At 30.6% G+C, this 22,116-nt stretch carries 20 protein-coding genes and 1 tRNA gene; 9 read left to right on the forward strand and 12 right to left on the reverse strand.

The window, feature by feature from the left end:
• Positions 1–38: 38 nt before the first annotated feature.
• The 6 genes from XO11_RS05570 to XO11_RS05595 form a co-directional block, all read right to left on the reverse strand.
• Positions 39–830, reverse strand: coding sequence for an energy-coupling factor transporter transmembrane protein EcfT (locus XO11_RS05570; RefSeq protein WP_014296603.1), 792 nt, complete (start codon positions 828–830; stop codon positions 39–41).
• 116 nt (positions 831–946) lie between these two features.
• Positions 947–1,123 (reverse strand): hypothetical protein, encoded by a 177-nt coding sequence (locus tag XO11_RS05575; RefSeq protein ID WP_175418300.1) that lies wholly within the window; start codon positions 1,121–1,123, stop codon positions 947–949.
• 125 nt (positions 1,124–1,248) lie between these two features.
• Positions 1,249–2,037, reverse strand: coding sequence for a patatin-like phospholipase family protein (locus tag XO11_RS05580; RefSeq protein ID WP_083635662.1), 789 nt, complete (start codon positions 2,035–2,037; stop codon positions 1,249–1,251).
• Positions 2,038–2,081: 44 nt separating this feature from the next.
• Positions 2,082–3,251, reverse strand: coding sequence for an ATP-binding protein (locus tag XO11_RS05585; protein ID WP_175418301.1), 1,170 nt, complete (start codon positions 3,249–3,251; stop codon positions 2,082–2,084).
• A gap of 566 nt (positions 3,252–3,817) precedes the next feature.
• On the reverse strand, positions 3,818–4,657 hold the full coding sequence (locus tag XO11_RS05590; protein WP_014296607.1) for an EamA family transporter: 840 nt from the start codon (positions 4,655–4,657) through the stop codon (positions 3,818–3,820).
• 15 nt (positions 4,658–4,672) lie between these two features.
• The gene (locus XO11_RS05595; protein WP_254873308.1) at positions 4,673–5,530 is read right to left on the reverse strand and encodes a ZIP family metal transporter; all 858 of its coding nucleotides are present in this window, start codon (positions 5,528–5,530) and stop codon (positions 4,673–4,675) included.
• 55 nt (positions 5,531–5,585) lie between these two features.
• On the opposite strand from XO11_RS05595, the gene XO11_RS05600 reads away from it, so the two are divergent.
• The 6 genes from XO11_RS05600 (at position 5,586) to XO11_RS05625 (ending at position 11,486) form a co-directional block, all read left to right on the forward strand.
• Positions 5,586–6,281: a zinc metallopeptidase gene (locus tag XO11_RS05600; protein ID WP_175418302.1), complete on the forward strand. Its 696-nt coding sequence runs from the start codon at positions 5,586–5,588 to the stop codon at positions 6,279–6,281.
• Between the two features lie 88 nt (positions 6,282–6,369).
• On the forward strand, positions 6,370–7,020 hold the full coding sequence (gene sdaAB / locus XO11_RS05605; RefSeq protein ID WP_014296610.1) for an L-serine ammonia-lyase, iron-sulfur-dependent subunit beta: 651 nt from the start codon (positions 6,370–6,372) through the stop codon (positions 7,018–7,020).
• Complete coding sequence (gene sdaAA, locus XO11_RS05610; RefSeq protein WP_014296611.1) at positions 7,017–7,880, forward strand: L-serine ammonia-lyase, iron-sulfur-dependent, subunit alpha; 864 nt, start codon at positions 7,017–7,019, stop codon at positions 7,878–7,880. The genes sdaAB and sdaAA overlap by 4 nt, the downstream gene beginning before the upstream one ends.
• A 151-nt stretch (positions 7,881–8,031) precedes the next feature.
• Positions 8,032–8,673: a peroxiredoxin gene (locus XO11_RS05615; RefSeq protein WP_014296612.1), complete on the forward strand. Its 642-nt coding sequence runs from the start codon at positions 8,032–8,034 to the stop codon at positions 8,671–8,673.
• 117 nt (positions 8,674–8,790) lie between these two features.
• Positions 8,791–10,998, forward strand: coding sequence for an HD domain-containing phosphohydrolase (locus XO11_RS05620; protein WP_175418303.1), 2,208 nt, complete (start codon positions 8,791–8,793; stop codon positions 10,996–10,998).
• Complete coding sequence (locus XO11_RS05625; RefSeq protein WP_014296614.1) at positions 10,995–11,486, forward strand: adenosine-specific kinase; 492 nt, start codon at positions 10,995–10,997, stop codon at positions 11,484–11,486. Before XO11_RS05620 ends, XO11_RS05625 begins: the two co-directional genes overlap by 4 nt.
• A 31-nt stretch (positions 11,487–11,517) precedes the next feature.
• Here the strand turns inward: XO11_RS05625 and XO11_RS05630 are convergent.
• Positions 11,518–11,593 (reverse strand) — tRNA-Pro (locus XO11_RS05630).
• A gap of 110 nt (positions 11,594–11,703) precedes the next feature.
• Between XO11_RS05630 and XO11_RS05635 the strand changes: the two genes are divergently transcribed.
• Positions 11,704–13,521, forward strand: coding sequence for a heme NO-binding domain-containing protein (locus XO11_RS05635; protein ID WP_014296615.1), 1,818 nt, complete (start codon positions 11,704–11,706; stop codon positions 13,519–13,521).
• 19 nt (positions 13,522–13,540) lie between these two features.
• A complete protein-coding gene (locus tag XO11_RS05640) occupies positions 13,541–14,338 on the forward strand; it encodes a hypothetical protein (protein WP_014296616.1) in 798 nt (265 codons plus the stop codon).
• 39 nt (positions 14,339–14,377) lie between these two features.
• Here XO11_RS05640 and murC read toward each other — a convergent pair whose 3' ends face one another.
• The 4 genes from murC to murD are packed head-to-tail and all read right to left on the reverse strand — an operon-like array spanning position 14,378 to position 19,233.
• On the reverse strand, positions 14,378–15,724 hold the full coding sequence (gene murC / locus XO11_RS05645; RefSeq protein WP_014296617.1) for a UDP-N-acetylmuramate--L-alanine ligase: 1,347 nt from the start codon (positions 15,722–15,724) through the stop codon (positions 14,378–14,380).
• Between the two features lie 12 nt (positions 15,725–15,736).
• A complete protein-coding gene (locus tag XO11_RS05650) occupies positions 15,737–16,774 on the reverse strand; it encodes a glycosyltransferase (RefSeq protein ID WP_014296618.1) in 1,038 nt (345 codons plus the stop codon).
• Positions 16,764–17,930 carry an FtsW/RodA/SpoVE family cell cycle protein gene (locus XO11_RS05655; RefSeq protein ID WP_014296619.1) on the reverse strand — a complete coding sequence of 389 codons (1,167 nt, stop codon included), beginning with the start codon at positions 17,928–17,930 and terminating at the stop codon, positions 16,764–16,766. Before XO11_RS05655 ends, XO11_RS05650 begins: the two co-directional genes overlap by 11 nt.
• A gap of 4 nt (positions 17,931–17,934) precedes the next feature.
• A complete protein-coding gene (murD, locus tag XO11_RS05660) occupies positions 17,935–19,233 on the reverse strand; it encodes a UDP-N-acetylmuramoyl-L-alanine--D-glutamate ligase (protein WP_175418304.1) in 1,299 nt (432 codons plus the stop codon).
• A 172-nt stretch (positions 19,234–19,405) separates the two neighbouring features.
• Between murD and XO11_RS05665 the strand changes: the two genes are divergently transcribed.
• Positions 19,406–20,155, forward strand: a complete 750-nt coding sequence (locus XO11_RS05665) for a DapH/DapD/GlmU-related protein (RefSeq protein ID WP_175418305.1) — start codon at positions 19,406–19,408, stop codon at positions 20,153–20,155.
• A 45-nt stretch (positions 20,156–20,200) separates the two neighbouring features.
• On the opposite strand, the gene XO11_RS05670 is transcribed toward XO11_RS05665, so the two are convergent.
• Positions 20,201–21,859, reverse strand: coding sequence for a methyl-accepting chemotaxis protein (locus XO11_RS05670; protein WP_175418306.1), 1,659 nt, complete (start codon positions 21,857–21,859; stop codon positions 20,201–20,203).
• Between the last annotated feature and the right edge of the window lie 257 nt (positions 21,860–22,116).

Raw genomic sequence — 22,116 nt, forward strand, 5'->3', positions numbered from 1 at the left:
TATTAATAATAAAGGGTTCTCCATTTGGAGAACCCTTTTTATAAAATAATTACCAAAATTCCTACTGTTATATATGATAATGTAAAAAGTGTATCTTTAAACTTCCAGTTAAACTGTTTATATCGTGTTCTTCCTTCCCATCCATTATAACATCTCGATTCCATAGCTATACTCAACTCATCAGCTCTTCTCAGTGCAGATACAAGCAATGGAATTATAATTGCCACCATACCTTTTAATCTTCCAGAAAACTTCCTTGAATCAAAATCTGCACCTCTGCTCATTTGAGCTTTAAAAATCCTTTCAGCTTCACTTGCCATTACCGGAATAAATCTAATTGCTATAGTCATAACCATGGATAATTCATGTGCAAATGATTTTTTTACCCTGAACCAGATTAAAACATCTTCCATTGCATTTGCCAGCGATGTTGGAGAAGTGGTAAGGGTCAAAACAGAGGATAGCATTATGGCAAAAAATAATCTAAATGTAATAATAGCCGCATTTGATAAACCAACATCTGTAATTTTTATAAACCACAATTGATAAATCACATTACCTTCATAATTAAAAAGTTGAATAACAAAAGCAAAAACAATAAGCATCCACATTGATTTTAAGGATTTACCATACATTTTAAGACCTATTCGAGAGAGCAACATCAAAAGAAAGGTATAAAAAGACATTATTGCAACATCATAAAAACTATTTATGGTAAAAGCAAATCCTGCAAGAAAAAACAAACCTATTAATTTTGAACGTGGATCAAGACTATGCATCAAAGATTCTTTTTCCACATAACGTCCTATAGCTATATTTTCAGAAAACATTATTTACACCACCTGTTATAACATTTACTACATTCTATTTTACTATTTTATTTTATCCTTTGAAGTATTTTTTGTTAAGATTCTATAAAGGAAAAAAATAAAGGCATGAGTTCAACTCATGCCTTTTTTAACTCTTCAATCTTCTTTTCAATTTCTTCTAATTCTTTGTTGATTTCTTCCCATTTTTTATCAAGGTTTTCATCATGTTCATGAGGCCCCATATACTTTTTAATAGCTTCTTTTTCTGATTCTAAAAATTTCTTTTTTTCAAGTAACTTTTCTAATTCACCCATATAAGTCCCCCCTGTTTTTAGTTGTGAAAAAATTCTTTTATCACTTACTAATTTACTCCCCATATTCATTATAACATAATTTTCAAAAAATTACAAATCAATTAATATATCAAAACAAAAACATTTCACCAATTTTTTAAATTTCTTTTTGCGTCCATATATCCCATTTTTATCAATCTTTTTGCATCTTCAGGAGAAAAATTCATAGGTGAGGGAACATTTCCTGAAGGTGTTATAATAACCATATTCTCAGATTTTTTCATATCAAGCATTATTTTAAAAACCAAATCTGCCGGACTATTAATAACAGGAAATACAGCTATCATTCTATCATATCCATATTTTTCTGCTAATAATGCCGGATATACGTTTGAAAAAACGCCTCCATCTGTATATTTTTTACCATCAATTTCAATTGCTCCAAATAGCGGATAACTTGCACTTGCAAAGATATAATCCACCATATGCTCTTTCATATCCTCTTTTTTTAAAAAAACAACCTTAAATTTATCAAGGTTAAAGGTTAAAATCCCATAGTCTATAGGGGATTTGAGAATTTCTTCTTCTGATATATATCCCTTTAAAAATGTATATAACGGTGTTGGATCCAGAATAAATGGTTTAAGATTTGGCGCATGGTTAAATGGATCAAAATCAAATATATCCTCTTTTTTCATAGAAGTCCATAGTTCCTCTATTTCATCTAATCTTCCCATTACAAATCCTGCTCCATTTAAAGCACCAGCTGATACGCCATATACACCATCTATTTTAATATTTTTTTCGACAATATATCTTAAAACACCTATTTCATACGCTCCAGCTGCACCACCACCGCCTAAAACAAGAAGGGTTTTTGAGTATGATATTATCCCTATAATTACAAAAATAAATAATATTATCTTTTTAATAATTTCACCTCGCTTTCAAAAGATATTTTTATTATAATATTCTAAAATTACCATAAAAATCCCAATAACCATAAAGGTATCTTATTCTTTAATGGCAAATCTATATCATCACGAATAACAAAATCCGAATTTTTAATCTTTTTATTTTTCCCACCAACCTCTATTTTTATTCCATTCCACACAAAATCTCCGTCCTGCTCATTCTTTGATGAAAATATTTTTCCTTTTTCTTTTAAAGCAAAAACAGTAAATGCTTCTCTGAAATTACCAATTTCGCCATTATATATATAGTAATACGAAGGATCAGCCAGAAATATCTTTTCTCCTTTTGAATTTATTTTAAAATCCTTTTCCTTTAATACTATATTTATTAATTCGGCCTCTTCCATCACATTTAACAACTCATACAGTTTATTTTTGCTTAATTGCCATTCTTTTCCCATTCTTTCCACATTTATTGTAGGAATTTTAGAATATATTAAATATCCTATTATCGCTTTCATTAATTTTAAATGATTTTCTTTTATAGTATTTAAGAAAAAAGGAATATCGCTATATAATGTCTTTTCAAGAATATTTTCCATTTTTTCAACATAATTATTTTCGAGAAAAAACGGACGTGTTCCAGAAGAAGCATAATCCTTAAACAATTTTAAAATATCCATATCTCTTATTTGATTCATAAATCTGTCTTTTTCAATATTAAATGGATTTTCAATCTCCATAATCTCTTTATTTGTTAAAAAATGTATATACTCCCTAAAAGATAATAACGGCATTCTAACCTTTACAAATCTCCTCGAAAGGTCAGCTATTCCTGTTCTAAGAATAATAGAACTACTATCGCTTATCCATATTTTCTTATCAGGATACGAATCATACAATGCCTTTATATGTATACTCCATTTATTTAAATAATGCACTTCATCTATTATTATTCCATTATATCCCTGCAGAAAAACCTTTTCTCCAAGATCAAACAATGGAATAGCCGCTACTTTCGGATCATCCCCAGATAGATAAAAAAAATTATTTTCCGCAGCCTTCATAAGCAAATATGTTGTCTTTCCAACACCACGCGGCCCATATAATAACATCCCTCTTGTATCATCATATTTTTCTATTTTTTGAAAATACAACCTCTTTTTTTCAGGCAATGCATTTAAAAGCCTTTCTTTTTTCAATTCAAGCTGTTCAATAACATCTTCTATTTCCATTTCCTCACCTCCGTTCTCTTCCAATACTTATTATATCACAATTCGTATTATTTTAATACTATTTTTGATATTATTTTTATTTATCGTATTAATATAGAACGATTTTTATAATAAATCGTTCTGTTTTGATACGAAGCGAAACTATAAATCATTGAAAAAAAATTAAAGTTCTTTTTTATTTTAAATTAGATATAAAAAATAGAAATAATAATATGAGAGAAGGCTTGAAAATTCCCGAAGAGAAACAATTATGATTGAGAAAAATAAAAACGAACGAAAACTCGCAGGTTGCCCGAGAAAATCACGAATGGAGGCTGTCAAAAAAACAGGATGTTTTTTTGAGCGCAGCTTCTGCAGGGATGCAGAATCTAAGCGACAGCCGGGAATGAGTGATTTTCGAGGATCAGCAACCAAGTCGTTTGAGGGAGTTTTTATTTTTCTCAATCAACAACAAAAAAGACGAACATGGATGTGAGTCTGCAACGACCCCTGAGAACGAGCAATTTTCGAAGATTAGCACTCAAGTCGCATGAAAGAGCTTTTATTTTTTCCAACACAAAGAAACTTCAAAGGTAAATTATAAATGCTCCCAATATCAAAAATACCGTTCCAACAATTCTAATAGCAATCCTCTCCCCAAAAACAAACCTCGCCATTATCGCCGTAACCAACGCCGACAACATAGAAACAGGTTCTGCAATACTTACATCAATATATCTAAACATATTCAACAATGCCACATAAGAATATGCATTAGAAATTCCGCCGTTTATAAGTGGAAATATCTTTCTTTTCACAATAGAAATATGCGGTTTTATTGATTTAAACTTTATCAATGTAAAAATTAAAAAATACGTGCTAACAATTAAATATATGCTTATAGAATAACTCATAGAATCTATACCTTTTGCAAAATAACCATCAAAAGTCCTTCCAATTGCCATAAGCATGGAAGAAATCAACATGGCAACAGCGCCTTTACTCTTTAGCAGATTTTTATAGGATTCCTTCATATTTACATCCTTTTTTAAATAAGAAACACCATAGAGCATAAATAAGCTTCCAAAAATCTTTTGAATAGTTATTGGCTCTCCTAAAAATATAAATGTTGTAATTATTAAAAAAATAACGTTCATATTATAAAGTGGCGCTATAACAGAAGCGTCCTCATTAGCCAATGCATAAACGTATAAATAAAAAGAAATTGCATAAATACTTCCACTTATCAGCGCAGCAATTATAGAATCTATTGTTAATTTATAAAAAAACGGAAAAAAGGATAAAAATGAAAAAAAGAAAAACGCCCATGAAGAAATGAGCGCATCATCATCTGTTGTTATCTGCTTTCCTGCTATTCTCTCATATCCCAATAATATAATCCTTATTGCAGTCCATAAATACACCATATTTATCTCCTTTTCTTATCCTAAAGCATTATCTAAAATCATCATTACAAGAAATCCAAATATAAGAGAAAAGGTTGCAGCTCTTTCATTATTGTGAGCATGTGTTTCAGGAATAATTTCATCGCTAATAACATAAAGCATAGCTCCTGCAGCCAATGCCAAAAAGAACGGTAAAGCTGGTTTCATTAAAACAATAAATGTTGCTCCAATTATTCCACCTATTGGTTCTACAAAGCCAGAAAAAGCTGAATACCAGAATGCCTGTTTCTTAGTATAGCCTGCTTTTATAAACGAAACAGCTGTTGCTGTTCCTTCGGGAATATTCTGAATTCCAATGGCTGTTGCAACTACAATACCATTTTTTATCATCTCTGTGGTTCCACCACCAAAACTCACACCAACAGCCATTCCTTCCGGAAAATTATGTAATGTAATAGCAATTACAAATAACCATACCTTTTTTACCACAGCAAGATTTGGACCTTCATGACCTTTTAAAAAGTGTTCATGTGGAGCATATGTATCCATTAATTCAAGAATTATTGCACCTATAATAATTCCAATTACTGTTATTGTAATACCTCCAAACTCTATAGCCGGAACAATCAAGGAAAACATAGTAGCTGCAAGCATAACACCAGCAGCAAACCCCAAAGCCATGTCCAGCTGCTTTTCTGTTAGCGTTTTTTTCATAAAAAATATTGGCAATGCTCCCAGAGAAGTTGCCGCTCCCGCAATTAAACTTGCAATTGTACCATAACTCCAGACTTGAAATCCTGTTAATTCCATTTTCTCACCTCTCTTTTCATTTTTATTATATACTAAAATATTATTTTTATCAACAGAAATATTATGATATAATATATTGAACATATTAGCGATTTTTATGTCTAAATTATCTGGAAAAAATAACGGAGGTGGTTTATAGATGTTCTATCCATTTTGGCTTGATCCTACTTTTATAATTTTATTGCCAGGACTAATTTTATCTATTATAGCTCAAATGGCTGTTCAAAGTACTTTTTCAAAATATTCGAGAGTAATATCTTCAACAGGAGAAACTGGCGCTGAATTTGCAACGAGAATGTTAAACAACCTTGGATTATATGATGTTCGTGTTGAAGCTGTTTCTGGATTTTTAACCGATCATTATGATCCAAGAAACAAGGTTCTAAGATTATCTTCTGCAACATATTCAAGTCGTTCTGTTGCAGCATTGGGAGTTGTAGCCCACGAAGTTGGTCACGCAATACAACATCAGGAAAATTATTTACCTTTAGTATTAAGAAATTATTCTGTTCCATTTGCCTCTATTGGTTCTAACTTATCATGGATTATATTTATAATTGGATTTTTATTTTCAAGTCCTGCATTAGTTCAAACTGGTATAATTTTATTTTCATTTGCTGTATTGTTTACAATAATTACATTACCTGTAGAGTTCAATGCAAGTGCAAGAGCAATAAAGATTTTACCTATGATGGGAATGCCAACATCTGAAGTTGTTCACGTAAAAAAGGTTCTTGGTGCAGCAGCTATGACATATGTTGCTTCAGCAGCAATGGCAATTTTGCAATTATTAAGAATGCTAATGCTCGCAGATTTAATGGGAGATAGAGATTAAAATAAAATTAGAATAAAAATACCGCCATTTAAAAATGGCGGTATTTTTTATGATATAATTATTATATATTATTAATCGAGGTGATAGCATGGGAATGCTTGACGTAGTTGGACCTGTAATGGTTGGCCCTTCCAGCTCACATACACTTGGTGCATTAAAAATAGCAAGATTTGCTCACAAATTATTTGGTGAAAAACCAGATAAGGTTATTTTTTATCTTCACGGGTCATTTGCCCAGACATATTTAGGACATGGTACAGACAGAGCTTTAATCGCAGGAATTTTAGGATTAAGAGAATATGATTACAGAATCAAAGATGCTTATAATCTCGCTAAAAAAGAAAATCTTAATTATTCTTTCGTGAAAACAGACCTTGGAGATGTTCATCCAAATACCGTTTTAATAAGAATGGAAAAAGAAGGAAAGGTAAATGAAGTCCAGGGTGCCTCAATTGGTGGTGGTGCAATTTTAATCACAAAAATTAATGGCGTTGAATGTGAATTAACAGGAGATTATAATACATTAATCATTGTAAATAAAGATAAAAAAGGAGCTCTTGAAAATATTTTGGGCGTGCTGGAAGTAAATATAGCTAATTTATACTTAAAACGAACAAATATTATAGAAGGAAAGGCTTTAACCATTCTGGAATTAGATGAAATTCCTTCAAACCTTGAAAAACTAAATAATCTCGATTGTGTTTTAAGATACTTTTATATTGGAAGTGATAAGGAATGACATTTAAACAAATACTTGAAATGTGGAAAGAAACAAATATCCCTTTTGATGAAATTGTTCTCACAGAAGAAATGGTTGAAACTGGAATTGATCCTGTTGATTTAAAAAATAACATGAGAAAAATAGTTCAGGTGATGATTACAGAAGCAGAAAAGAATTATGGTAAAAAACACGAAAGTTTAACGGGATTAACAGGCGAAAATGCTCCAAAACTGTTAAATCACACGCCAAAAATGCTAAGCGAATTTAATTATGTCGCAACTATTACGGCAATTTCCACAGCAGAAAATAATGCAGCAATGGGAAGAATTGTAGCCTGTCCAACAGCTGGTGCATGTGGTGTAGTTCCCGCCTCATTATATGCATTAAAAAAGGTTTATAATGCCACAGAGGATGAACTGTTATCCTCTTTTATAGTTGCCGGAGCTATTGGCAGTATCATCGCTAAAAAAGCCACTATTTCCGGTGCTGCCGGTGGCTGTCAGGCCGAAATTGGAACCGCTGCAGCTATGGCATCAGCAGCTTTGACTTATTACTTTTCAAAAGATGCAGAAAAGTGCGGCAATGCAGCAGCATTAGCTCTAAAATCATTAATGGGACTTGTTTGTGATCCAGTAGGTGGATTTGTTGAAGTGCCATGTGTAAAAAGAAATGGCTCTGCTACAAATGTCGCTATTGTTGCTGCAGAAATGGCATTAGCAGGTATTGAAAGCGTTATTCCATTTGATGAAGTTGTCGATGCAATGTATAAGGTAGGAAAGATGATGCATGAAGATTTAAGAGAAACAGGAAATGGCGGAATTGCCGCAACACCAACTGCACAAAAATTAGTTCTTGAAATAAAGAAAAATTGGAAATAGCTACTCAAAAACGCGAATACATCTATGTAATTTTTAAGTTACTTAGATGTATTCTTTTTTTTACCTGAAATCATTGACAAATCTAAAAAATAAATGTATAATAAAAATGTAATCATTACAAAATTAAAAAACTAACACGGAGGTGTTTAAAATGGCAAATATACCATTAATAGGAGAAAAGTTTCCAGAATTAGAAGTTGTTACAACACACGGAGTAATGAAATTACCTGAAGCATTTAAAGGCAAATGGTTTGTATTATTCAGTCACCCTGCAGATTTCACACCAGTATGTACAACAGAATTTGTAGGTTTTCAAAAAAGATATGATGAATTCAAAAAATTAAACACAGAATTAATAGGATTAAGTATTGACCAGGTATTCTCACACATTAGCTGGATTAACTGGATTAAAGAAAAATTAGGTGTTGAAATTAAATATCCTGTTATTGCAGACGACAGAGGAATTGTAGCTGAACAGTTAGGATTAATTCATGCTGTAGGTAGTCACACAGTAAGAGCTGTTTTCATTGTTGATCCTAACGGAATTGTAAGAGCAATTATTTATTATCCACCAGAATTAGGAAGAAATCTTGACGAAATTATTAGAGCAGTTAAAGCTTTACAAATTTCAGATAAATCAAAAGCAGCAATGCCAGCAAATTGGCCAGAAAATGAATTAATAGGCGATAAAGTTATTATTCCACCAGCAGCTGATGTAAAAACAGCTGAAGAAAGATTGAAGAATTACGAAGGATACGATTGGTGGTTTGTTTATAAAAAACTTGAAGATTAATCAAATAGCGTTTTACAGTAATTCATCCCCTAAATAGAATGAAACATTGGGCTTCCTGTAACAGGAAGCCTTTTTTTGTGTTATAATTAAATAAAGAAAAATTACGAGGTGGATATAATGAAAACACTTGAAAGATCCTTTATAAAACTTGTAACCATATACTATTTAATACCTTTTTTATTAATAGCTTTGTATTTATCAATTAATACATATAACAAAGATATATCCTTCAAAACAACAGTGATAGAAACAAAGATAAACAATTTAAAAAGTGTAATAGAACTTGTTTTAGAAAGCAAGATGACCATCATTGACAATCTTGCCGAAAATATAAAAGAAGGAGCTTCTGATATAAAAACCATTTTAAATGGAACGTATATAATTAATTCACCAGATTTACGATTAATATATTTTGTAGATAACAAAGGTAATCTCACAGTGGCTCCACAGATTGAAATACCAGAAAATTTTGATTTTAAAAAAACAAAATGGTATCAGACAGCTTTAAAAGAAGGTTTTTCTCTCACAACCTCCTTTGAAGATCCTGAAAAAACAAAAATGGTTGTAACTCTCTCAAAAGCTATTTATGATGATAATAACAATTTTTTAGGCATTATATCTCTTGATATGACTTCTGAAAAAATGAAGAAAATTCTTCAAAAATTTGATCTATACAAAGATGAAAATCTTTATATTATAAATACAACTGGAGATGTAATATTTAATAACGTTGATAAAAAACTTAAATTCGATATAGATTTTAAAACACTTCCAGATGATACAAAAATAATAAATTCAAATGGAAAAAAAATGTACTATACAAATATTAAAAACAGACTTTTTGTAATATATGTATTTGATAACGTTGCAATCATTAAAAATGCTTTAATAAAATCTGTTGCGTATTTTATAGTTTTCCTTTCTTTTGTACTAATTGGTTCTTATTTTATCCAGAAGCATTTAAAGAAAAATATTGTTATACCTTTAGAATCGCTTTCAAATACAATGCAGGGATTTGTTAAAGATATTAATAAGAAAAAATTTGGTGGTTTTAGACTACCAAAAACAGATATACAGGAAATTAATGATATAATCGTTTCTTTTAGAACACTTTCCAGCACAATTATAGCAACAACTACAAATATGAATCTATTAAATGACCAACTTAAACGAATTTATAAGGTTACACAGGATGTAAATAGATTCTTCTTTAAATTTATCGATATAATTATTTCACTGGATAAGAAAGATTTAACAATTGAAGAGTTCTTTGAATCAACTCTGGAAATATTAATATCTCAAATAAAAGAAGCAAAATATGGAAGCATCTCTATTTTACAGGGAAATAAATGGAAATATATTGCTGCAGTTGGGCATGATATTGAAAAATTAAATGAATTAAATCTCGAAAATTCTATTGATTTGCATTTTGAGGAAAAAGTAAATATTATAAGATATAATGAAATGTTTGAATATAACAAAAAAATATTAAACGAAGAAGAATTTAAAAAATTAAAAGAAGCTACCAAACCATTTAAAGAAGCTATGACATATATAGGCAATCTTGAATGTTGTAAATTAATGATTTCCGTAGAAATCCCTGAAGAAGAAAAGATCAGATTTTCAGCAGAAAGCAGAGAAATATTTACAGCATTTATTGTATTATCAAAAATATTTATAGAGCAAAAATTTGAAATTGAAAAAATCGAAAAAATTTACTTTAAATTTGCTCAAAAACTTGCTTCTATCGCAGAAGGGCATGACGACGTTACCGGAAAACATATATTTAGAGTTGGTAAAATTTCCGCATTTATTGCTAAAAAAATGGGCTTTGACGATAAAACCGTTGAATTATTTGAAAAGTATGCTCCTTTACACGATATTGGTAAAATATACGTTCCACATGAAATATTAAATAAAGAAGGAAAATTAACTGACGAAGAATTTGAAGAAATGAAAAAACACACCATTTATGCCAAAAAACTTTTAGATGATGATAAACAATTTAAATTTGCACTTAATATAGCTCTTTATCATCATGAAAATTGCGACGGAAGCGGATATCCATATGGATTAAAATGTGAGGAGATTCCTATAGAAGCCGCAATAGTAAAGGTTGTAGATGTATATGATGCCCTTCGTGCCAAAAGACCATATAAACGTGCATTTTCACATAAAGAAGTTATGAAGATAATTACTCAAGGTGATAATAGAACCAATCCAACTGACTTTCATAAAGAAGTATTAAAAGTATTTATCGAAAATGAAAAGGAAATAGAAAAATTATGGGATGAAATAAATAACAGCGGAGGTGAAGAGGTTTGAGCATTAATATTGAAGCAGTTGATATTAAATTTCCAGAAGATTGTAATGTTATTGTTGGGCAATCTCATTTTATAAAAACCGTTGAAGATATTTATGAAAAAATAGTAACAACAAACCCGGGAATGAAATTTGGTATTGCTTTTAATGAAGCAAGCGGTCCAAGATTAATTAGATTTGACGGCAACGATGAAGAATTAATCAATGTTGCCATTGAAAACGCTAAAAAGGTTGGCGCTGGACACTTTTTCATTATAGTATTAAGAGATGGATATCCTATAAACATACTTCCTGGATTAAAACAGGTTCAGGAAATAGTAAATATCTTTGCAGCAACAGCTAACCCTTTACAGGTATTAGTTGCTGAAACAAATTCAGGAAGAGGAGTAATAGGTGTTGTAGACGGTCAGCCTCCTCTGGGAGTTGAAGGAGAAGAAGACAAGAAAAAAAGATGGGAATTCTTAAGAAATATAACAAAATATAAAAGGTGAGGCCTTAAGGCTTCACCTTTTATATTTAATCTGGTCGGGGCGACCGGAGTCGAACCGGCGACCTTCAAATCCCGAATTTGACACGCTACCATCTGCGCTACGCCCCGAACTATAATAAAATTTTAGCATATAAATTATATCATAAAAAGCAAAAAATGTGATATAATTATTAAGAGAAAGTGAATTTAAAAAGATAAATATGAATGGAGGAAAAGTCATGAAAAGATTGTTGGTTTTCACATGGATTGAAACATGGGAAAAGCTTTTTGGAGAAGATACTGTAAAAAAAATTCTCGAAAGAAATAATGTTAATATCAATGAAAAAGGATCCCCGCTTGAAGATTTTGATGAAAACTTACTGGAAAAAATCATCAGGGAAATTGCAGACTCTGCCGGCATTAGTCGATTTGAAATGATGAAAAGAACCGGAAAGGCCAATATACAAACATTCTCAAAATGGTATCCTTTATTCTTTAAAAAACCAAATGCTTTATCTTTTTTAGCAGCCATGGACACAGTTCATTTATTACTTACACGAAGGCTTAAAGGTCTTGTCCCACCAAGAATTATATTTGAACCAATAAAAGAAAATAGTGCATATCTTACATATAAATCCAGAAGAAACTTTCAACCATATTTTCTTGGTTTAATCGATGGCGTCTCAGAATATTTCAACGAACGAGTTGAAGTTGAAAAAATCGAAGAAAAACAGGAAGATGGTATGAATGTTTTAAAGGTGAAAATCACAGGTGAAAAACCTTATGTTCGAATTGAAAAAATGTCTATTTTCAACACTATCTCTTTAGGATTAATAAAAACATTTGAAAATTTATTTGTAATACTAATACCATTATTTGCATTTATTGTTTCTTATCTTTCTTTTAAGTTTATAAGCAACGATATTATAGCCGGTATTGTAACAGCAGTTATTTTAGGAGCACTTTCCTATATAGGGGTCTTTGATTATAAAAAAGGAAGAAAGATTATAAAAGACATATTTGAAAATTACAAAAAAAGGAATTTCGATTATCCTGTTGTTGTAAAAGGTGCAAAAGAAATATCAGAAATTACCGATGAATTTTATGAATTAACCGACGAACTCAGAAAAATTTTACTTGGTGTTACCGGTGATGTGCAGGAAATCGAAGGCTCTGTAGATAACGTTACTAACTCAGCACAAAATCTAAAAGATTTAATAGATACCATGCGTGACCTTGCACAACAGGTAGCAGATACATCCGTCCAAATTAGTTCTGATACAGAATATGTTTCAGAAGCTATTAATTCAAACGTTGACACATTATCAGAAATAGTTGTAAAAGAAAGCGATATGGTTGGTTCATTAAATGAAGCAGTAAATTCTATTATGGACTCAGCTAAAAACGTTGAAGAATCTTCCATAGGTATTTTTGAAATGAGCAAAAGATTTAAAGAGCTTGTTGATTTAGGCGATACACTTCAAAATGAAGCAGAACAAATCAAAGAAATTGCAGCAACAGTTATGAATATTGCAGAACAAACAAACTTACTGGCGTTAAACGCTGCTATAGAGGCTGCAAGGGCAGGAGAAGCTGGAAAAGGCTTTGCAGTTGTTGCAGATGAAATTAGAAAACTTGCAGAAGAATCTAAAAAATCCGCAAATAACATATCCGAATTCCTCGGTTCAGTTTCAAATGGTATTAACGATTTAACGACAAAACTCACAAGTGAGTTTGAAGAAATGAAATCACAATCAGAACAGTTAAAGAAAAATTCTGATGAAAATAAAGCAGCAAGTGAAGAGATATCTCAAATTGCCGAAGAAATTTCCGTTCTCATTACACGTTTAAAACAGGAAGAAGAAAAACTGGAAAATACCACTCAAAATATAGAAAGTTTATTGGCTATTTCAGAAGAAAGTGCAGCCACAGCACAGGAAATCAGCGCATCTATACAAAACTTCTTATTTAATACCAAAGAGATACTTGAAGAAGTTGATAAAATCGGCGGTTACATAAAGATACTTTATGACAACTTTGAAGGTATTAATATATAGGAATTAAGGGGGAAATTATATGGAATACAACAAAAATTTAATTTATCAATTAGCAATTTATTTAGGAACACCATCATTCTATAATCTTCTTGGCGATTTATTAAAGGATGAATCAAAAAGCGAAAAGGTTGTTATTGTAAGAGCAGAAAGAGACAAATGGATAATTCTTGACGCAAAAGGTTTTGCACCAGAAAAGCTAGCATATGATTCATTAGAAGAACTATTGATAAAATTAGAAGATGTAAACATGCATAAATTCCCATTTAACACATATGTACTATTTGACGGACAATTTGAAGATAAGGCTATATTAAGAATTCTTATGATGCTATTTGAAAAAGAAGCTGAACTATACGAAAAGTATAGACTTGAAACAATTATTGATAGATTATCCTATCAGCTGGCAGGGCTTGAAAATCTAATTAAATACCTTTCAAAACAAATAAAGGAAGAGGATTTTGTTGAAGCTATACTTGGAAGTCTTTCTGAAATGTTCTTCTCTACAGTTGCTGTATATAGTCCAGAAAAACAATTAATAAAAAAAGTTGGAAAATTAACTGTTCCTGATGAATTAGAACTCTTTGAAGGTATGAATCTCGAAAAAGGTGACGGATACTATACCTTTAATTTCACCGAAGAACAAAAACTATATTATGATGTATTCAACATAAAATGCCTTTTACCATATTTAAAACATGGAGAATTAAAATATATTTATGTAATTTCAAGAGACACACCTTTTGAAAAGGAAGAAACAGAAATTCTTGAAACAATAAAAAGAATTACACAGTTTTTCTTTGAAGAAAATGCTATATAACATAAAAAGAGGATTCCTGAATTGGAATCCTCTTTTTATTTATGACACTGCGTTTTCATATTTCTTTTCAAATATTTTGCTTATCTTTTTTGCAACGTTGGTAATATCCCCTGCACCCAGGAATAAAAATACACCGTTTTCAATATCTAATATTCTATCAATCATTTCATTTTCAGAATCTACAAATTCAGAGTCAGTTATTAACTTCGCCATTTTCCTTTCATCTACACCATCAATAGGATCTTCAAAAGCTGAATAAATCCTATATACAAAAACTTTATCCGCATTTTCAAGAACCTGACTGAATTTCTTATAATTCCTGAATAATCTTGTATATCTATGGGGCTGAAAAATAGCTATTATTGGAAAATCTGGAAAATATTCCTTTGCCGCTTTTATAGTATATTCAACCTCTTCTGGTGTATGTGCATAATCATCAACTACAAATATATGGCTATTTTTAAATAATACATTAAACCTTCTATTTACTGAATTAAATGTTTCAAGCGCCTTTTGAATCTTTTCAAATGAAATTCCATGTTCTAAGGCATATGCAACTGCAGCTATTGCATCATATGCATAATGTATTCCTGGAAGATTTATTTTTATCATTCCAACATATTTATTTTTATAATTAACCTCAAATGTTTGATAATACCCATGTGGCTGTCTATTAAAGAAATAATAATCAGATTTATCGTCTGAACCAAAAGATACCACTAAATTATCATTAAAAACATTCAAAATGGAATCATCGCCATTTAATAATACAAAGTCCTTTGCATGTGAAGCGTGGGTATATATAGAATCAATAAGATTTTCAAATGAATTATTATAATGTTCAAGATGATCAGGTCTGAGATTGGTAATTATAGAAACATCTGTAATGGTATTTCTTATAAAACCATCGCTTTCGTCAACTTCACTGATAATAGGACCTGTTCCCATTCTAAAATTTCCATCTTCAAGATTATCATGTATTCCACCAAGAAATACCGTAGGATTACATCCAGATTCCTTTAAAATATGGGAAATCATCGCCGTAGTTGTTGTCTTTCCATCAGTTCCAGTAATACCAATACTATAATTGGTTTTTAATATATAATTCAAATATTCCATTCTATTTAGAATAGTTATATTATTTTTTTGCGCATATAAAATTTCAGGGTTATCAGATTTTATAGCGGTGCTTTTTATTACTAAATCTGCATCTTTTACATTTTCTTCAGAATGTCCTATAGAAATATCTATATCTTTATTCTTTAAATATTGTGTCCTTTCGCTATTTGCATTATTGGAACCAGCTACATCATAACCCTTATATTTTGTATAAAGAGCTAATGAACTCATCCCTATACCGCCAATTCCAGAAAAGAAGTATTTCATTTCAGGTTCCTCCTATTGAATTTCATTCAAAATTTTTTTAGCTATAATTGAACCGGGGTTTTCCTTATTTATTGTATAATCATTTCTTTTTTTAAATAAACGTATTATATTTTTTATTTTATCAAGTTCAACCTCATCCTCTTTAAAAACATGGATATCATTTTTGAGATTTTCAAGGTTTTTCGCATTTAAATATTGCTGATTCTCTGCAGACTGTCCCCAGGGTATAATTATAGCAGATAATTCAAAAAAATCAATCTCTGATAATGAAGTTGCTCCTCCTCTACATATGACAAAATCACTTATAGCTAAGTATTCATGCAATTTATCTACATATTCAAAAATTCTCACATTTGAAAATTTTTCTTTAATATTTTTTGAAACATGTAGGAAATTTATATCCTTTATTTCATTATAAACCTTAATCATCATATTGTCAATAAATTCAGACCCCAAACTTCCACCAAAAACAACTCCAAACTTTTCTTCCGGATTAAAACCCAGGTTTTCCAAAAGTCTTTTTCTATCCACATTTTCTGGAATTCGAATAGGATTTCCGCTATATATACTTTTCTCAGGGTATTTATTCCCTATAGTCTTTTCATAAGATAAAAATATCTTTGACGCATACTTACTTAAAACTTTATTAGCAATCCCCATTATACTATTCTGTTCAAGTAAAAAAATGGGAATATTCAAATCTTTAGCTGCCATCCCAACTGGAACTGTAACATACCCTCCAGTTAAAACAACAAAATGTGGTCTTATTCTCTTCAAATATCTTTTAACTTTAAGATAATTAATAAAAGTATTGCTTAATACATAAATATTTTTTAAGGAATATAAAGGCCTTTTTAACCCATAAACCTTTAAAGGTATCATATTAGCCTCTGGCAAATCTTCTGGAACTTTATAATAATCAAGTCTATTATATATAGTAAAATATGTTAAATCTAAATCAACAATCTTTTTGAATTCATTTATTAAAGATAATGCCGGATAATAATGACCACCAGTACCGCCACCAGAGAAGACAACTCTATACTTCATCTATTTTTTCCACCTTTTCAAGATTAGTTTGTGTTTCATTCTGTTTTTCAGGATTATTTCTAATAATTTCATAAAAAACCATTCCCATAATATATCCAATGGAAACAATAGTAATCAACAATGAAGAATTACCATAGCTCATAAGCGGCAAGGTTATTCCAGTAGTTGGCAACAAACCAACTGAAACACCAACATTTACAAAACTCTGAATAAATATCCAGAATGCAAAAACAACCATAAAACTCTTTGCAGCCTGATTCTTTATATGATATGACATTAAAATCAATTCCCTTGAAATTAAGAAATAAAGGGTTATTATCATAATAATTCCAAATTTTCCCCACTCTTCGCCAATAACAGCAATAATAAAATCACTATAAGAATATGGCACGGTATATTTTTCCTCTCCAATAAATGTTCCTGAACCAAAAAAACCACCATTGCTAATTGCATCAAGAGATTGTTGTAACTGATAATTTTCCTCTTTATTCTTAAACTTTTCTATACGCTCCTGCTGATATCCATGTAAAATATCAGTATTTAAAAAAATCAAAACCCCTATAACCAAAAGCAAAAATATAGTTAAATAAAAATGTATATTTCTAACTCCATTTATATAAATAGTTAATAAAGCAAGAAAGAATATCAATAATGACGTACTTAAATCAGGTTCAAGAAAAATTAAACCCACAGTTAATATGGTTATAGCCATTGGAATAACAATTCCATATAAAAATGTATTCTTCTTCTCTTTTATCTTATAAAAATACCATGAAAGATATAAAGGCAAATATAATTTCATAAATTCTGACGGTTGAAGCTGAAAACCTGCAATAGTTATCCATCTTCGAGTTCCATTAATTGGAGTTTGAGTTAATGCAAGAACCAGTAATGCAACAAAAAACAAAAACAACGCATTCATTAGATGTTTTCCTCTGGTAACAAAACTGGAAAACAGAAATGCAAATATTCCTAACACAGCAGAAATACCTATTGTCATAACATGTTTTTGAAACATTCTATCTATCTGTGCAGATGAAAAAGTGTATTCCATTGCATTTAAAGAACTATATACAAAAAACGTTCCCAATATTAATGCCATTCCAATATATAATATAAACAACAAAGCCCTGCTTTTTAATACATTTATTTTCACATTATCATCTCCATTTTAAACTCTTTACAGCCTCTTTGAAAACTCTCCCACGTTCCTTATAATTCTCAAAAAGGTCAAAACTTGCCCCTGCAGGGGATAAAATTATGCTATCACCTCTTTCTGACCATTCCAGAGCAAGTTCAAAAGCCTTTTCAAAAGTATCTGTAATAATATAATTATTAAAAAATTCATACTTTTTAATCTCATCAACCATCTTTCCAAAAACTATTGTTTTCTTTGCATACTGTTGTAATTCTTCTAATAACATAGTCATATCCTCATTTTTTGGAATACCAGAAAGCATAGCAATATAACCTTTATTTCTAAATGACTTATATGCAGAATATGCTGCATGTGCATTTGTCGCTTTTGAATCATTAAAAAATCTAATTCCGTTATACTCTTCTATAAATTCCAGTCTATGTTCAAGTGTCTTAAAAGTTGAAATAAACTCTTCTATAACATTCTTTGAAATATCCAGGTTCAACGCAACTCCAACAGCAGCCATAACATCTTCCTGATATAGCTCAAATTGCAAACTTAAATTGTTTATATTAATTACAATATTCCCTGCTTCTATCATGTTATTTTTCCATACAATATTACCATTTTCCCCAAATAGAACAATTCTTTGTAAATTATCAAAATAACCTCTTAAATTGGCATTTACAAATGCCATTCCATTACCCATAACCGTTCGCTTTACCATATTGATTTTTGTATTATAGTACTCTTCCAAAGAAGAATGCCAGTTTAAATGATCAGGCATAAGATTTAGCAAAACAGATATCTCTGGAGTAAAGGTTGAACCCCAGAAAAGCTGAAAGCTTGAAACCTCTACAACATAAATTTCTTTATCCAGCGGTGCTGAACTTAATGGTGTCCCTATATTCCCACAAACAAATGTATTATATGTACTGCTAAGAATATGACCGGTTAACTGAGTTGTTGTTGACTTTCCATTTGTTCCTGTAATTCCCACAAAAACAGCCTCAGGATTATGTTTCTTTATGTAATTCCATGCAAACTCTATTTCAGTAGATATTTTAATATTTGAGGTTCTTAAAACGTTCACAACTTCGCTATCGGGTTTTACACCAGGGCTTAAAATAGCAAGATCGCAATTTCTTAGTAACTTCCCATGCTCTTCTTCATACTGTATATTATGTAAATCTAATAAATACTTATCTTCTTTTTTCAAAGGCTTATTATTACTAACAAAAACTTCATAGTTCTCTTTTAATAATATATTTTCAAGCAACGCTTTATTGCTAACACCGTATCCTACAAGGCATATCCTCATTTCAATCCCTCCGATAAATATAAGTCAATTAAATATTATACATTAAAAAGGATATTAATATATTAATTTTTTTTGAAATTAGAAAAATATATTTCTCTATATCCACTTGACACTGCAACAAATACCATGCTATAATTCACTCAGTGAATAAAAAAAATCGCGAGGTGAAAAAATGATATCAGAATATGCAAAGATACACGATACTGTAAAACTCGGTCATAATATAGAAATTGAAGAAAATGTCGTCATAGAAGAAGGAGCTATAATAGGTAATAACGTAGTTATAAAAAAGGACACAATAATAAAAAAAGGATGTGTAATAGCAGACAATACAGTTCTTGGAAAAAAGCCCTTTAAAGCCTCTGCGTCAGCTGTAACCGTAGAAAAAGAACTACCTCCACTTGAACTTGGAGAATATGTAACTATTGGTGCAAATTGTGTGATATACAGAGGGGCAAAATTATCCAATTTTGTTTTTGTAGGTGATCTTGCAAGTATTAGAGAAGATGTTGAAATCGGTGAATATACCATTATAGGAAGGGGCGTTGCAGTCGAAAACCAAACAAAAATAGGAAAACGAGTAAAAATAGAGACAAACGCTTATATAACAGCATTATCAACTATAGAAGATTATTGTTTTGTGGCTCCAGAAGTAACCTTTACAAACGACAACTTCCTCGGTAGAACCGAAGAAAGAAAAAAATACTTTAAAGGAGCTACATTGAAAAAAGGTGCAAGAATCGGTGCAAACTCAACAATATTACCAGGAATTACAATTGGTGAAGATGCCCTTGTAGCAGCAGGTTCAGTAGTTACAAAAGATGTTCCTTCTAAAAAAATTGTTCTTGGAAGTCCTGCTAAAGTATATAAAGACGTTCCTAAAGAACAATTATTAGAAAATCAAAGTTATTATAATGAATAATCAAAAAAGGCTGTTCAAATGAACAGCCTTTTTAATTATAATTATTTAAAATTTAAATTCAGCAAGTGCATTATTTAAAAGGTCTACACTCATCTGTAAATCCTCTGCGATTTCTGCAAGATTATCTGCCATATTCTGAATTTCATTGCTTGATTCCTTCATATTCTGAACATTTTCAAAGTATCTGTTCAATGAATCATTTACATTTGAGAAAGATTCTGCAATTGTCTGTGAAGAAGCATTCTGTTCTTCTGCTGATGCTGCCAATGATTGTGAACGTTCAGAAACTATAGCAGTTTGACTTAAAATATTATCCAATTCTCCAGTTAATACCTTTGAATTTTCAGTAACCTTTTCAACTGTTTCTTTTACCGTATATATTTGTTTTGTAGATTTGTCAACATTAGCCTTAATTGACCCCAATATACCAGCAATTTCATCTGTAGCTTTTCTTGTTTCTTCTGCAAGCTTTCTAATTTCATCAGCAACAACAGCAAAACCTTTTCCTGCTTCTCCTGCTCTTGCAGCTTCAATTGCCGCATTTAATGCCAATAAGTTTGTCTGTTCTGCAATATTAGAAACCTGTTCAATAACTTCTGTTATATTACTTGCGTAATTTTCAAGTTCTTTAATTTCATTTATTGTTTTCATTGTTTCTTCTGTTGCAGCATTTACAGCTTCTTCAAGTGATTTCATTACCTCTTTACTTGTATTTGTAGCTGTTTCAAGAACACCTGCAACATCAGCCAGTTCAATTGCTGCATTTGCAACTTCATCTGTAGAACGTGAAATTTCAGCAATTGCATCATTGGTATTATCTGTTTCTCTTCTCATTATCTCAGCTTCTTCTGCCATCATATCAAATGAAGCTTTGAATTCTTCAATAATTGCATTTGATTCCTGAGCACTTGAAGAAACATTATCCGCTGATATCTTAATTCCTTCCATTGATTTCTTTATAAATTCAAATGTTGGTCTTAATTTTTCACCAACAAGAGCATACATCTTTTTGGCAATAACCCCTATTTCATCATCTGAATGAATCTTAGCAGATACTGTTAAATCACCTTCTGCAATCTTTTCAAGGTCTTTTAATGGTGACAATGATTTTCTAAGCATATAAAATGCAAAAAGGCCTACCAACAAATTAATAGCAAAAACAACAAATTGAATCCTTCTCATTAAAAGAACCTTTTTTTCAGATTCCTTCTGGAATAATGTAACTGCAGTATTCATTTCAACCAAGAGTGGAACATTGTGTTCTACAATATACTTCATTGATTCTTCACTATGTGTGGTTCTAAAATCTTCAATATGCTTATAAAATTCATCCCACATTGACTTTACCTTTTCCAATTGCTTTTTTACTGTAGGAGGAGCTTCAGGAACATCAACCATTTTTTGCCAGGCAAGATCAAATGGGGCTTTTCCTCCGTCTTTCAAAGCATTAAGCGTTGTATCAAACACCTTTATAGTATTATCCAAACTCTTATTCAAAGCTTCATCTTTTAAAATATGATAAGCCAATGCTTCTTTGGTCATTCTTTGTGTAAGCATTCTCTGCCTTCCAGCAAGATTAATTACAAGTCCATCATAAGCCTGGGCTTTCGTAATCGTTCTCGTTGAAAAGTAAGTAAACAATGATAACAGAATAAATAGAACTATAGGTACTCCGAGTTTAACATATAAGCTGCTCTTTTTCATATTTTCTCCTCCCTGAATATTTAAAATTATATTAAATTTAAAATCTTTATCGCATATATTATACCATCTCCCAACAAAAAATCAACAATATTTTTAATTATATATATTAAGATTATAATCATAATAAAAATCCATTATCTATAAAATTATACAATATTTTTAAGAAAAAGTAAAGATTGAAAATAATTTCAGTATAGTATATAAATAATAAAATAAAAATTAATTGACAAAATTAAGAAATAATGTGGTAAAATATA

The sequence above is a fragment of the Marinitoga sp. 1138 genome, assembly GCF_013363265.1.
Taxonomy (GTDB): Bacteria; Thermotogota; Thermotogae; order Petrotogales; family Petrotogaceae; genus Marinitoga; species Marinitoga piezophila.

What these genes read in the sequence shown, in the direction of transcription:
- XO11_RS05585 (WP_175418301.1), bottom strand. Translation starts at nt 3,251, where the DNA reads ATGGAAATAGAAGATGTTATTGAACAGCTTGAATTGAAAAAAGAAAGG.
- XO11_RS05620 (WP_175418303.1), top strand. Translation starts at nt 8,791, where the DNA reads ATGAAAACACTTGAAAGATCCTTTATAAAACTTGTAACCATATACTAT.
- XO11_RS05670 (WP_175418306.1), bottom strand. Translation starts at nt 21,859, where the DNA reads ATGAAAAAGAGCAGCTTATATGTTAAACTCGGAGTACCTATAGTTCTA.
- XO11_RS05665 (WP_175418305.1), top strand. Translation starts at nt 19,406, where the DNA reads ATGATATCAGAATATGCAAAGATACACGATACTGTAAAACTCGGTCAT.
- XO11_RS05650 (WP_014296618.1), bottom strand. Translation starts at nt 16,774, where the DNA reads ATGAAGTATAGAGTTGTCTTCTCTGGTGGCGGTACTGGTGGTCATTAT.
- XO11_RS05640 (WP_014296616.1), top strand. Translation starts at nt 13,541, where the DNA reads ATGGAATACAACAAAAATTTAATTTATCAATTAGCAATTTATTTAGGA.
- XO11_RS05595 (WP_254873308.1), bottom strand. Translation starts at nt 5,530, where the DNA reads ATGTTCAATATATTATATCATAATATTTCTGTTGATAAAAATAATATT.
- XO11_RS05635 (WP_014296615.1), top strand. Translation starts at nt 11,704, where the DNA reads ATGAAAAGATTGTTGGTTTTCACATGGATTGAAACATGGGAAAAGCTT.
- sdaAB (WP_014296610.1), top strand. Translation starts at nt 6,370, where the DNA reads ATGGGAATGCTTGACGTAGTTGGACCTGTAATGGTTGGCCCTTCCAGC.
- XO11_RS05590 (WP_014296607.1), bottom strand. Translation starts at nt 4,657, where the DNA reads ATGGTGTATTTATGGACTGCAATAAGGATTATATTATTGGGATATGAG.
- XO11_RS05570 (WP_014296603.1), bottom strand. Translation starts at nt 830, where the DNA reads ATGTTTTCTGAAAATATAGCTATAGGACGTTATGTGGAAAAAGAATCT.
- sdaAA (WP_014296611.1), top strand. Translation starts at nt 7,017, where the DNA reads ATGACATTTAAACAAATACTTGAAATGTGGAAAGAAACAAATATCCCT.
- XO11_RS05600 (WP_175418302.1), top strand. Translation starts at nt 5,586, where the DNA reads ATGTTCTATCCATTTTGGCTTGATCCTACTTTTATAATTTTATTGCCA.
- murC (WP_014296617.1), bottom strand. Translation starts at nt 15,724, where the DNA reads ATGAAATACTTCTTTTCTGGAATTGGCGGTATAGGGATGAGTTCATTA.
- murD (WP_175418304.1), bottom strand. Translation starts at nt 19,233, where the DNA reads ATGAGGATATGCCTTGTAGGATACGGTGTTAGCAATAAAGCGTTGCTT.
- XO11_RS05615 (WP_014296612.1), top strand. Translation starts at nt 8,032, where the DNA reads ATGGCAAATATACCATTAATAGGAGAAAAGTTTCCAGAATTAGAAGTT.
- XO11_RS05575 (WP_175418300.1), bottom strand. Translation starts at nt 1,123, where the DNA reads ATGGGTGAATTAGAAAAGTTACTTGAAAAAAAGAAATTTTTAGAATCA.